Origin of the sequence: Pectobacterium peruviense, from assembly GCF_003312355.2 — a bacterium.
Lineage (GTDB): Bacteria > Pseudomonadota > Gammaproteobacteria > Enterobacterales > Enterobacteriaceae > Pectobacterium > Pectobacterium peruviense.
In genome coordinates this window covers 3,560,028-3,572,602 of record NZ_CP161826.1, presented here as the reverse complement: position 1 = coordinate 3,572,602, position 12,575 = coordinate 3,560,028, and the positions used below count along the sequence as shown (strand labels likewise).

General features: G+C 54.3%; 12 protein-coding genes. 9 read left to right on the top strand and 3 right to left on the bottom strand.

The window, feature by feature from the left end; all coding sequences use genetic code 11:
- Positions 1-121: 121 nt before the first annotated feature.
- Positions 122-541 carry a helix-turn-helix domain-containing protein gene (locus DUT67_RS16225; protein WP_113627437.1) on the bottom strand — a complete coding sequence of 140 codons (420 nt, stop codon included), beginning with the start codon at positions 539-541 and terminating at the stop codon, positions 122-124.
- Positions 542-917: 376 nt separating this feature from the next.
- On the opposite strand from DUT67_RS16225, the gene DUT67_RS16220 reads away from it, so the two are divergent.
- The 8 genes from DUT67_RS16220 to menE all read left to right on the top strand — a co-directional run bounded on the left by DUT67_RS16220 (position 918) and on the right by menE (position 9,955).
- The gene (locus tag DUT67_RS16220) at positions 918-1,688 is read left to right on the top strand and encodes an SDR family oxidoreductase (RefSeq protein ID WP_113627438.1); all 771 of its coding nucleotides are present in this window, start codon (positions 918-920) and stop codon (positions 1,686-1,688) included.
- A gap of 65 nt (positions 1,689-1,753) precedes the next feature.
- Positions 1,754-2,197, top strand: coding sequence for an SDR family oxidoreductase (locus DUT67_RS16215; protein WP_113632859.1), 444 nt, complete (start codon positions 1,754-1,756; stop codon positions 2,195-2,197).
- A 424-nt stretch (positions 2,198-2,621) separates the two neighbouring features.
- On the top strand, positions 2,622-3,944 hold the full coding sequence (menF, locus tag DUT67_RS16210) for an isochorismate synthase MenF (RefSeq protein WP_113632858.1): 1,323 nt from the start codon (positions 2,622-2,624) through the stop codon (positions 3,942-3,944).
- A gap of 288 nt (positions 3,945-4,232) precedes the next feature.
- On the top strand, positions 4,233-5,915 hold the full coding sequence (gene menD, locus DUT67_RS16205) for a 2-succinyl-5-enolpyruvyl-6-hydroxy-3-cyclohexene-1-carboxylic-acid synthase (RefSeq protein WP_113632857.1): 1,683 nt from the start codon (positions 4,233-4,235) through the stop codon (positions 5,913-5,915).
- The gene (gene menH, locus DUT67_RS16200; protein ID WP_223254645.1) at positions 5,903-6,703 is read left to right on the top strand and encodes a 2-succinyl-6-hydroxy-2,4-cyclohexadiene-1-carboxylate synthase; all 801 of its coding nucleotides are present in this window, start codon (positions 5,903-5,905) and stop codon (positions 6,701-6,703) included. The genes menD and menH overlap by 13 nt, the downstream gene beginning before the upstream one ends.
- A gap of 5 nt (positions 6,704-6,708) precedes the next feature.
- Positions 6,709-7,566: a 1,4-dihydroxy-2-naphthoyl-CoA synthase gene (menB, locus tag DUT67_RS16195; protein WP_005976180.1), complete on the top strand. Its 858-nt coding sequence runs from the start codon at positions 6,709-6,711 to the stop codon at positions 7,564-7,566.
- Positions 7,566-8,537, top strand: coding sequence for an o-succinylbenzoate synthase (menC, locus tag DUT67_RS16190; protein ID WP_113632855.1), 972 nt, complete (start codon positions 7,566-7,568; stop codon positions 8,535-8,537). Before menB ends, menC begins: the two co-directional genes overlap by 1 nt.
- Positions 8,525-9,955 carry an o-succinylbenzoate--CoA ligase gene (gene menE, locus DUT67_RS16185; RefSeq protein ID WP_113632854.1) on the top strand — a complete coding sequence of 477 codons (1,431 nt, stop codon included), beginning with the start codon at positions 8,525-8,527 and terminating at the stop codon, positions 9,953-9,955. The genes menC and menE overlap by 13 nt, the downstream gene beginning before the upstream one ends.
- Positions 9,956-9,972: 17 nt before the next feature.
- Here the strand turns inward: menE and DUT67_RS16180 are convergent, their stop codons facing one another.
- Positions 9,973-10,170 carry a catalase gene (locus DUT67_RS16180; RefSeq protein WP_113627445.1) on the bottom strand — a complete coding sequence of 66 codons (198 nt, stop codon included), beginning with the start codon at positions 10,168-10,170 and terminating at the stop codon, positions 9,973-9,975.
- A 251-nt stretch (positions 10,171-10,421) separates the two neighbouring features.
- Between DUT67_RS16180 and DUT67_RS16175 the strand changes: the two genes are divergently transcribed.
- Positions 10,422-10,961 carry a YfaZ family outer membrane protein gene (locus DUT67_RS16175; RefSeq protein WP_011092807.1) on the top strand — a complete coding sequence of 180 codons (540 nt, stop codon included), beginning with the start codon at positions 10,422-10,424 and terminating at the stop codon, positions 10,959-10,961.
- A gap of 190 nt (positions 10,962-11,151) precedes the next feature.
- Here DUT67_RS16175 and tyrP read toward each other — a convergent pair whose 3' ends face one another.
- Positions 11,152-12,360 (bottom strand): tyrosine transporter TyrP, encoded by a 1,209-nt coding sequence (gene tyrP / locus DUT67_RS16170; RefSeq protein ID WP_113627446.1) that lies wholly within the window; start codon positions 12,358-12,360, stop codon positions 11,152-11,154.
- Positions 12,361-12,575: the final 215 nt, after the last annotated feature.

Genomic DNA, 12,575 nt, shown 5'->3' with positions numbered 1-12,575 from the left:
CCGGTCGACGTAACAAGGGCCTATTTTTACCATAATTAGCGGTCTGAATGAAAAGAATCGTGGTGCTCATCACGCCTATAATTGACAACAAACTTTGCTGGCTACTCTCCTTCGTACAGCCTTAGCTGCTTTTGGCTTGCAGATCGAATGTGGCACGAGCTTGCTCGATGATTTCAAGGTTTTGCTCAGCCCACACCCACACGCCACAGAACGCTGCTCCAAGCCCAAGACCGAGATCCGTCAGGCGGTACTCCACCTTTGGGGGGATAACGGGATGTACGGTGCGGATCACTAACCCTTCACGTTCCATCTCACGCAGGGTTTGCGTCAGCATTTTCTGGCTGATCCCTGCCACTTTCTTTGCCAATTGTGTGAAGCGCAATTCCCCGTTTTCAGCCAGAACCTCAAGGATGAACATCGTCCATTTGTCCGCTACTCGGCCGATCACTTCGTTAACCAGTGCTTCTACGCGTGGATCTTGCTTCGTCGCTGATGAAAGCTCTCTCTGGACTTCTGAGTGTTTAGCGAAATCGATGCTCATAGGACACTCTCTTTCTTGTGGGTAATGGTGATCATTATGATGCTTTTCTTTCCCGAAGTTTGCGTATCGCAGCGTCGAGAGTCAAGTATCGAAGTTCCTTAAAGCCCGTATTCTCTACGCTTACTATTTGGTAAGTATTGCACTTTATGGTGCCTACTTCCCAAAAGTTTGTGAGGTGCTTATTCTTTGAAGCCTACCCGCTTTCCAGTAGAAAAGTGCGTCTGCATTTGTGCGCAGCTCTGTTTCGTCGAACTGCGACGTTGTGCCCTATTGCGCACGAATACTGTCGGAAGACGGGCATCGACTATGCGGCTGCATAGCGCCTGAATTTAAAAGAGATAGTTCCTGAATGTAAACGAGAAGGGGAAAGCTAATTATGCAAACGGCAAATAACACAATACTCATTACGGGAGGGGGTTCCGGCATTGGTCGCGAGCTCGCACAGCGTTTCAACGATCTCGGCAATACGGTCATTGTGACGGGTCGGCGAGCTTCTCTCCTGCAGGAGACGATCGATGGACGACAAAATATGCACGCGTTCGAATTAGATATCGATGATCCCAAGGCTATCAATGCGTTTGCACAGCGGATCGTGACGGAATATCCATCCCTCAACATCCTGATTAACAATGCTGGCATCATGCGTTACGACGATCTGAGTACTAGAAGCGATCTGTGCGATGCGCAGGCGCAGGTTACTACGAATGTGCTTGGGCCTATCCGCCTCACAAATGCCTTCATCGATCACCTGAAGAGCCAACAGAATTCAGCAATCGTTAACGTGTCTTCCGGTCTGGCTTTCGTTCCGCGCGCTGATGCGGCGGTTTATAGCGCGACTAAGGCTGCCGTTCACTTCTACACCCTGTCATTGCGGCATCAGCTCGTGGATCAGGTGGAAGTCATCGAACTTGTTCCACCGGGTATCCAAACTGAGCTCACGCCCGGTCAGTCGGATCGCGAAGGTTACATGCCTCTCAACGCATACATCGATGAAGTTATGGCACTGTTTTGCGAGCAACCGACGCCAAACGAGATCGTTGTGAAGCGCGCTCAACTGCAACGCTTGGCTGAGCGTGAAGGGCGCTTCGAACAGGTGTTTGATTTGATCAACGTGCGGGCAACTGAGCAGCGCGCTAAGGGTAAATAAGCCGTCGTCATACAGGCGGTATCGCTTTCTGCCGTAATCTCAAATCAACAGTGAAGGATTTCGTTATGTCCACACAAGATTTCAACAATCCCGTTCGTTCTAGTGAGGCTAGCCTTTTCAGACGCAAGATCCTGACCGCCGCCGCCATGGCAGCGCCAGCCATACTGTTAATGGGAGCGGCGAGTAGCGGAGTTCAAGCCGCACAACTCAAGCCGGCTACTGGCAAAGTCGCATTGGTTACGGGATCGTCACGCGGGATCGGCGCAGCCACTGCCAAGGAATTGGAAGGCCGCATGATTTCGGTCAATGCCATTGCTCCGGGATTGGTCAACACGACTCTCTTCACCGATGGCAAGACGCCGCAGCAAATTGCTGGTTTTGCCCAGCGCCCGCCGCACAAGCGATTGGCTGAACCAGAAGATATTGCCAACGTCATCTCTACGCTTTTCAGTAATGACGGCGGGTGGGTGAACGGTCAAACCGTGTTTGCCAATGGTGGCATTATCTGACGGTGGGGCAGTGTACGTCTATGATGGCGGAAACCGCTGCGCTGGCTTGATAAATTTAGGCTGGCGTATCGGATCGTCGTAACACGGATGGGGGCGTTCGGCGAAGTGCTTGGCCTGGAACACTGTAAAAAAAATGCCGATTAGATAATCGGCAAAAGAAATCAGTCAAATTGAAGCAATAATGATGATGGAATAGGATTTTAGTGCGATGCACGCGCTCAGTTTTGTTGTTTGATGCGATTTCAGGTTGTGCTCACCGTTATTGTCATGCCCGTAAGGGTGGCGAACAGGGATGGCACGTTATAAAAAATGCGATCGGGCGTACTCTGCTGAAGGTAGCCTCTTGGTCTTGAATAACCTCTCACCCACGACGTGTTTTTTTCCCGTATAATCCCCTACTTTGTGTTAGGTCTCCGGGGTAACGGTGAAACAACTTTCCGACTTGCTGCGGCATTTGCAGCAGGATTTGCGCGAGCCACAGCCTGAACGCGCAGGTTTCAGACAAATAACGCGTTCCTTAACTCTCAGCGATGCGTCTGAGCTACTACCGTGGCTGGCGACCCAGCCAGTGTACCCCCAATTCTATTGGCAGCACCGTCAGGATCGTGAAGAAACCGCCGTTTGCGGCAAGGTGTGTGGATTTCATCACCTTCAGGATGCTGAGGCATTCCTCGTTCAGCAGCAGTGCGATCCCGATGTGCGTATCTGGGGATTGAACGCGTTTAATCAGATAAAAGAAGGTAGTACCTCATCACCTGGCTATCTGTTTTTGCCTCGGGCAGAACTGCGACGTCAGGATGATACGCTCAGCCTGAGTATTAACCTGTTCAGTGAAACGTCATTGCAGCAGGATGCCGATGAAGCCTCGGCATTTATTAACCTGCTGCTGCCACCAGCGTCACTGCCTATTTTGCATGCGGAAGTGCAATCCGTCGGGCACCAGCCGGAGCGCCAGGGGTGGATTGATTTACTCCAGCGGGCGCTGCATGACATTAAAGCTGGGCTGATGGAAAAGGTCGTTCTGGCGCGGGCAACTACACTAACGCTCACACAGCCGCTTCAGGCAACCACCTTTATGGCCGCCAGCCGTGCGGCGAATCACCACTGTTTCCATTTCATGCTGGCGCACGATGCGCGCCATGCATTTCTCGGTTCTAGCCCAGAGCGGCTCTATCGCCGACGGGGGAGAGAACTGGAAACGGAAGCATTGGCAGGAACGGTGGCAAGCGATCGCGATACGCTTAAAGCCGCTGAGCTGGCTAGCTGGCTGATGAAGGACACTAAAAATCAGCATGAGAACATGTTGGTGGTGGATGATATTTGCCAGCGATTACAGCAGTCGGCGCTGTCGCTGGATGTGATGCCGCCGGAAATTGTGCGTCTGCGCAAGGTGCAGCATCTGCGCCGTACCATTCATGCCACGCTACGCACGGCTTCTGATAGCGCGTGCCTCGATGCATTGCAGCCTACGGCGGCGGTAGCGGGGTTACCGCGGCAAGAAGCGCGCCGTTTTATTGCGGCGCATGAACCGTTTGAGCGTCGTTGGTATGCGGGTTCTGCGGGTTATCTTTCCCGTCAGCAGTCTGAATTCAGCGTGGCGCTACGTTCGGCCGAGGTGCGGGATCATGTTTTGACGCTTTATGCCGGAGCCGGAATTGTGGCGGGTTCTGATCCAGAACAAGAATGGCAGGAGTTAGAAAACAAAGCCGCTGGGCTGAGATCCCTGCTAGACGGTGATATGTCATAGTTTTGTTTTATGATTGTTGTGTCAGGTACTGGTTTATATCAAAGTCAGCGTAGTAAAAAAAAATATAATAAGGCTGATCGCGATAGTCGTTGAAGGGCAACCAGGCCACCAACAGTTTGATCATTATTATTTGCTATACCCTAAATAATTAGAGTTGCAGGCAGGCGGCGAGCGCACGACTCCCAGGAGCTTACATCAGTAAGTGACTAGGGCGAGTAAGAGAAGCCAACGCACATGCAGCTTGAAGTATGACGGGAATAACCTGCAACCTGAGTTGTTGAGTCCATCATGTCAACAAGTGTATTTAATCGCCGCTGGGCTACATTATTGCTGGAATCGCTGACCCGCCACGGTGTCCGGCATATCTGCATCGCGCCTGGTTCTCGCTCCACCCCGCTGACGCTGTCCGCGGCGGATAATCATGCGCTGATTTGCCATACGCATTTCGATGAGCGAGGGCTTGGGCATCTTGCGCTGGGGCTGGCAAAAGCCTCGCGTGAACCTGTTGCGATTATCGTGACATCCGGCACGGCTGCCGCGAATCTCTATCCCGCAATCATTGAAGCAGGGCTGACGGGTGAACGGCTGGTCGTTCTGACGGCTGACCGCCCGCCGGAGCTGATTGACTGCGGTGCGAATCAGGCGATTCGTCAGCATGCACTGTATGCTTCACACCCTACGCTGGCGCTGGATTTACCGCGCCCTACGCCCGATATTCCGGCCACCTGGCTGGTTTCCTCTGTGGATAGTGCCATGGCGCGGCTTACGCACGGCGCGTTGCACATTAATTGCCCCTTTGCTGAACCGCTGTATGGTGCCGATGACGGCACGGCTTATCAGGACTGGTTAATGACGCTGGGTGACTGGTGGAACAGCCGCGAGCCTTGGCTGCGTGAAATGCGCCAGAGTTCGCTGGTGGTGCAGCCGGACTGGCCGCAGTGGCGCCAGAAACGTGGCGTCATCCTCGCTGGTCGCGTTAGTGCTGAACAAGGCACGCGTCTGGCGGCATGGGCGAATGAACTGGGTTGGCCGCTGATTGGTGATGTTCTGTCGCAAAGTGGGCAGCCTTTGCCCTGTGCAGATATTTGGTTGGCGCACCCTGAAGCGGCGAGTCTTTTACGGCAGGCGGAAATCGTCCTACAGTTCGGCGGAAGCCTGACCGGCAAACGTCTGCTGCAGTGGCAGGAACAGTGCCAGCCGCAAGAGTTTTGGTTAATTGATGATTTATCGGGACGACTGGACCCGGCTCACCATCGCGGACGCCGTCTGGTGGCGGACGTTAGCGAATGGCTGTCTGCACATCCGGCAGATAAACAGACGCCGTGGGCGGACTTGCTGGTGGATATTGCCGATAGAACGCAGCGGCAGGTCGACGCGCATCTGGTTTCCCGCTTTGGTGAAGCGCAGCTGGCGCAGCGAATACCGGCGCTTTTGCCGCCTGACGGGCAGCTGTTTGTCGGCAACAGTCTCGTGGTACGCCTGATCGATGCGCTGGCACAGCTCCCGCAAGGGTACCCTGTGTATGGTAATCGAGGGGCCAGCGGTATTGATGGCCTGATTTCCACACTGGCAGGTGTACAGCGTGCCACGGCGAAAGCGACGTTGGGCATCGTCGGCGATCTCTCCGCGTTATACGATTTGAATGCGCTGGCGCTGTTGCGTCAGTCTCCCGCTCCGTTAGTGTTGATCGTGGTGAACAATAACGGTGGCCAGATATTTTCCCTGCTACCAACGCCGGTTGAACAGCGCGAAGCGTTTTACTGCATGCCGCAAAATGTGGAGTTCGGGCATGCTGCTGCGATGTTTGGCCTGAATTACGTGCGAGCCGAAAGCTGGGAACAACTGGCGGACACGGTGTCGGATTGCTGGACTCAGGGTGGCGTCACGCTGCTTGAAGTGGTGGTTGAACCGAAAGACGGCGCGGAAACGCTCAATGAACTGGTCGCGCAGGTGGCGGCGTGGACTCACTAGATTTTCAGGGGCTAGTCTGCCGGAAAGTGACGCATGGCGCGGTTGCTCCGATGCAGCCGTGGCTGGTATGCCTACATGGTTTACTAGGCAGTGGCGAGGACTGGTTGCCTGTTCTGCCGTTTTTTCGTGACTGGCCTGTGCTGCTGGTGGATTTACCCGGGCACGGCGCGTCACGAGCCATTGCTACCGCAGATTTTGCCGAGGTAAGCCGTCAGCTAACCGCAACGCTGCTGGCGCAGGGTATCGAGCGTTATTGGCTGTTGGGCTATTCGCTCGGCGGGCGCGTTGCGATGTATCACGCCTGCGAGGGGCACCATGACGGCATGTTGGGGTTACTAGTCGAAGGTGGACACCCCGGCTTACCAACCCCCGAGCAGCGTACGGAGCGTATCCAGCATGATGCACGTTGGGCGCAGCGCTTTCGTCAGGAGCCACTGCCGGATGTCTTGCTGGACTGGTATCAGCAAGCGGTTTTTGCCGATATTGACTCAGTACAGTGCAAACAGCTGATCGCGCGCCGCGGTGCTAATCACGGCGCATCTGTTGCGGCGATGCTGGAAGCCACCTCGCTGGGGCGACAGCCTTTCTTGGCGGAGCGTCTCCAGTATCTGTCGATACCTTTTGTTTACTTATGCGGTGCCAGTGACGTGAAGTTTCAGACGCTGGCGGCGCAATACGGCCTGCCGTTACTGAGCGTTGCTCAGGCGGGTCATAATGCTCATCAGGCGAATCCGGCGGCCTACGCCGAGCGGGTTCGCACTTTTCTTTCGCATCCCGTTAAGGATTGATAACTATGCTTTATCCGAGTGAAGAACTGCTTTACGCACCGATTGAATGGCACGATTGCAGCGGCGACTTCGCCGATATCCTCTACCATAAATCCATCGATGGTATTGCCAAAATCACCATTAACCGTCCTCAGGTACGCAATGCGTTCCGTCCGCAAACGGTAAAAGAGATGATTCAGGCGCTCGATAATGCCCGTCACGATGACGGTATCGGGACGATCATCCTGACCGGTGCTGGCGATAAAGCATTCTGCTCCGGCGGCGATCAGAAAGTACGCGGTGACTACGGCGGCTATCAGGATGACAGCGGTGTGCATCACCTGAACGTGCTGGATTTCCAGCGCCAGATTCGCACCTGTCCGAAACCCGTCATCGCAATGGTGGCTGGGTATTCCATCGGTGGTGGACACGTTCTGCACATGATGTGTGACCTGACGATTGCGGCAGAAAACGCCATCTTTGGTCAAACTGGCCCGCGTGTCGGTTCCTTTGACGGTGGCTGGGGCGCGTCTTACATGGCACGCATCGTTGGTCAGAAGAAAGCGCGTGAAATCTGGTTCTTGTGCCGTCAGTACGACGCTGCGCAAGCGCTGGATATGGGGCTGGTGAACACCGTTGTACCGTTGGCCGATCTGGAAAAAGAAACCGTGCGCTGGTGCCGTGAAATGCTGCAAAACAGCCCGATGGCGCTGCGCTGCCTGAAAGCGGCGCTGAACGCGGACTGCGATGGTCAGGCTGGTTTGCAGGAACTGGCAGGCAACGCCACCATGCTGTTCTATATGACGGACGAAGGGCAGGAAGGTCGTAACGCGTTCAATGAAAAACGCCAGCCGGACTTTAGCAAATTCAAACGGAATCCGTAATGCGTCAGGTCACTCTCTATCGTTACAGCGTGCCGATGGAAGCCGGAGTGGTGCTGCGCAATCAGCGCCTGAAAACTCGCGATGGCCTTATCGTTCGCCTGCAAGAAGGTGAACGGTTGGGCTGGGGTGAGATTGCGCCGCTGCCGGAGTTCAGTGTGGAAACGCTGGCAGAAGCGCAATCGGTCGCGCTTGAACAACTGGTTGCGTGGGCGGCAGGACGTGCATTTTCTGACGATCTTCCGCCGTCCGTTGCCTTTGGTTTGAGCTGCGCGCAGGCCGAATTGGATCAGCACCTGCCACAGGCGGCGGACTATCGCAAAGCGCCCTTGTGCAATGGCGATCCTGATGAGCTGTTCGAGATGCTACAGGCGATGCCGGGCGAGAAAGTGGCAAAAGTTAAAGTTGGCCTGTACGAGGCTGTGCGTGACGGGATGATCGTTAACGTACTGTTGGAAGCCTTACCAGATCTGAAACTCCGTCTGGATGCCAACCGCAGTTGGACGCGTGCCAAAGCGGACGGCTTTGCCCGCTATGTCGCCCCGTCATTACGTCCACGTATTGCCTTTCTCGAAGAGCCCTGCAAAACCCGTGATGAATCCCGTGAGTTTGCGCGTGAAACGGGCATCAACATCGCCTGGGACGAAAGCGTGCGCGAAGCGGATTTTCGGGTGGAAGCCGAACCGGGTGTGAGCGCGATTGTGATCAAGCCGACGCTAGTTGGCAGTCTCGCGCGCTGCCAGCAACTGGTGCAGGAAACGCATCAGGCTGGATTAACGGCGGTGATCAGCTCCAGCATTGAATCCAGTCTGGGCTTAACGCAACTGGCGCGTTTGGCACACTGGCTGACGCCGGATACGGTTCCTGGGCTGGACACGTTGGATCTGATGCAAGCACAGGTGATTCAACGCTGGCCGGATAGCACGTTGCCGCTTCTGGCTGCTGAGCAACTGGACGTGGTATGGCAATCCTGACTGACTGGCCGTGGCGATACTGGGCTAGCCAGACGCCCCAGTCTGTCCCGTTGAATGAGCCTGTCGCGCTGATTGAAGATGAAACCCGCTGGAGCTGGCAGGTGCTCGCCCGGCGGGTAGATCGTCTGGCAGAGCATTTCGTACAGCAGGGCGTGACTGCCGAAAGTACGGTAGCGCTACGCGGGAAAAACAGCGTACAGATGCTGTGCAGCTATCTGGCGCTGTTACAGTGTGGTGCGCGTGCGTTACCGCTGAATCCACAGTTGCCCGATACGTTAACCGAGATGCTGTTGCCCGCGCTGAATGTGACCTATGGCCTGTGTCTGGCGGATAAGCCGTGGCCGAATGCTGTACGCTCACTTTCTTTACCATCAGCTTCCTCGTCATCGGGTGATACCGAAGAAACCAACTACACAACGCGATTACGCTGGCAGGCTGATCGGCTGGCGACGCTGACATTGACATCCGGTTCTAGCGGAATGCCGAAAGCGGTAGCTCATACGTTCGCAGCCCATCTCTCCAGTGCGGAAGGCGTGGTTCAGATGATGGCGTTTTCTGCCAGCGACAGTTGGTTGCTGTCACTTCCGCTCTTTCACGTTTCTGGGCAGGGCATCGTCTGGCGCTGGCTTGCTACTGGGGCAACGATGGTTGTTCGCGCGCATCAGCCTTTGGAGAGTGCGCTGCGTGATTGCACCCACGCTTCTCTGGTGCCGACTCAGCTATGGCGACTGCTCTCGGAAAATGCCTTTCCTGAAGCATTGAAAGCGGTATTGCTCGGCGGTGCGATGATTCCGCAGACGCTGACACAACAGGCGGAGGCACGCGGTGTCAGCTGCTGGTGTGGCTACGGTCTGACTGAGCTGGCGTCCACGGTCTGTGCTAAGCGTGCCGATGGGCGTTCAGGCGTCGGAATGCCGCTGCAAGGGCGCGAGATCCGACTTATGGACGAGGAGATTCTGCTGCGTGGCAGCACGCTGGCTGCTGGCTATTGGCGTGACGGAAAACTGATTCCACTGGTCGATGATGACGGCTGGTTCCACACATGCGATCGCGGGCTATTTACCGAAGGCGAGTGGCATATTCAAGGGCGTCTGGATAATCAGTTCTTCAGCGGCGGGGAAGGGATCCAGCCGGAGAATATCGAGGCCGTGCTGTTGACGCATCCCGATGTTCAACAGGTATGTATTGTTCCCATTGAAGACGCGGAATTCGGCCACCGTCCTGTTGCGGTGTTGGAGCTGACACACACCACGACGCTCGCCGCGGTACGCGATTGGCTACAGCCGCAGCTTGCTGGCTTTCAGCGCCCGGTTGCGTATTATGCGCTGCCAGCCGAACTGAAGAATGGTGGAATTAAGCTGTCTCGCCAACAGGTAAAAAACTGGGTCAAGGCAACCTATCTCCACCCTAAAGGGTAGGGCATCTCGGCTGGATGCTATTTATCTGGAGTGTGAGAGCCTGAACCCACCTTGAACCTTTGATGGTTGGCGCTGGTTTCGCGATCAAACTGCGCCAGTTTTTCTAAAAACCACATGTCCTGAAACTGTATTGGGCTGCGTCTTTCGGCATTCACCGTAGGATGAACGTCTTTCTCTGTGGTGCTTTTCCCTACCGCTACTTTTCCTTCTCTCACGATCGCTTCCTTCCGCCTATTTTCCCATCATCCATGATGAGTACTATTGTCCACTTTGTGTTTTTTGGGCAAATAGGTGGCACTTATTGCTGCTATTGTCAGCAATTTCCAATGAGCATTTTTATGATTATTAACAGAATAAATCACTGCTCAGGGCAATTTCATGCTGGAGTGGGGAGATGTTTCGGGTAGAATCGGCAACGATAACATCTTTACACGCGCGTTTAACGACGGTTTTAAGGATATTGAAAATGAAAAAGTTTGTGATTGCCTGTGCGGGAAGCCTGTTACTTGCAAGTGCTTCTGTACATGCCATTAGCCTTTCTGGGGAAGCAGGTCGTGATTACGCTGGTGCCAGTGCGGGCTTCGGTCTGGGTATTCCTGGTCTTGCTGGCAATGTGAGCTACGCCCACGGCGACAACAACAATGACGTCTACGGTTTTGGTCTGGGATACACCATTCCCGTTGGTCCACTCAAGCTGACTCTGGGTGGCAAAGCGCTGTATTTGAACCAGGATCACGGCAATGATGGCTATGGCGTTGCACTGGGTGGTGGCGTGCAGTGGCCGCTGAGCCGCCAGTTCTCGCTGTATGGCGAAGGTTATTATGCACCGGATGCTTTCTCCAGCCATGTCGATCACTATGTTGAAGGGAAAGCGGGCGTACGTTGGCAGGTGTTTGCACCGCTGAGCGTCGATGTCGGTTACCGTTACATCAATATGGCGCGTGAAAACGGCCCAGATAACAAGTTGGCTGATTCTGCCTATGTCGGCGTTGGTCTGAGCTTCTAATATACCCGTTATACTTAAAGCCGCAGGTGTGCTGGCTTTATGTTGTAGCCGGAAAGAAAAAAGAGCGTGAATGTTGAGTTCACGCTCTTTTTTTATGACGGACATCCTTGTCCGTCACCCTTTGGGCCGTTGCTACGCAACGTTGAAAAACGCTCCCTGCGTTTTTTTATGTCTAGGGCGGCCGAAAAGATTAGCTGATTGACGGCAGCCAGCCTGCCACCATCGCCAACTGGATCAGGATGATGCTTATGCCGCTGACGAAGACCATAGCCAGAACCGGCACACCGCCACGAGTTGCACGTATTTCAGGATTCTGTTTGCGTACTTGCCAGCTCAGCAGAACGGGAATGAGTAATGCCAGCACGGCCAGTGCAATCGCCGCATAGCCCAGCGCCATTACGAACCCTTGCGGGTAAAAGAGTGCGAACACCAGCGGTGGAATAAAGGTCAGCAATCCCGTCTGCGCGCGCCCTGTGACGCTATTTTTACGCTTAAATAAATCGGCTAAATAATCGAATAATCCGAGCGCCACGCCGAGGAAAGAGGTCGCCAGTGCCAGATCGGCAAACAGGTGGACGGCCAATTCAACGTGCGGTGAGGCAACGAGTGTGCGAATTGCCTGCATCAATCCATTCAATCCTGCCTGATCGGTCAAAATAGCATTGAATGTCGAAGAGCTCAGACTGCCCAACATCGCGAGCTGCCAGAAAATATAGGCAATCAGCGGTATCACGCTACCAATAAGGAATATCCGGCGCAGCTTACGACTGTCACCACCCATGTAGTGCACGATACTGGGGATACTGCCGTGAAAGCCGAATGAGGTCAGAATAACGGGTAATGCTGAGAGCGTCAGACCCTGTTGCAGCGGCAGCGTTAACAGATTGACGCGCTGAATATGCGGAACCATGACGGCTAGCATGATGACGAGCATCAGTACTTTGCCGCTAAACAGGATGCGGTTGAATAAGTCGACCGAAGATGTCCCGATGCAAACGACACCGCCAGCAACCAGCGTGAAGAGCAAAATCCCTGCGGACAGCGGAAGTGAGTAGCCACTCCACTGGCTGATGCTGCTGGCGAGCAGTTCGCCTGCGCCGCTGATATACGCCGCCGTTAGCGCATACATCAAAAATAGCATGCTGAAACCGGTAATCCACTGCCCCCAACGGCCGAGGTAGATTTTTGCCAATGTGCCTAACCCCGTGTGCGACGGTTGATGCTGATACACTTCAACCAGCAACAAGGCGCTGTAACACATCAGTGCCCACAGGACGATCAATATCATTAATGTGGTACCAAATCCGACGCCCGCTGTTGCCAATGGCATCGCCAACATTCCTGCTCCAATTGTGGTACCAGCAACGATGAAAATACTGCCAAGAGTACGATTTTTCACCTATTCCTCTATATATATAGCGTGGTTATGCAGATATTTTTGGCTGCAGGGTAGAGTATTCAGTGATTCCTGTCAAAACGCCGTTACGAAGGGTGTAATTTTATATTTACACTGGAGTGAGATGCGTCGGCGTGGCGCATTATCGGGCTGGCTGAAAGAAATATTGTGTTTGTTCATCTGACTTTCTAAAGTGGTTCCAGAATCATCATCAGGAG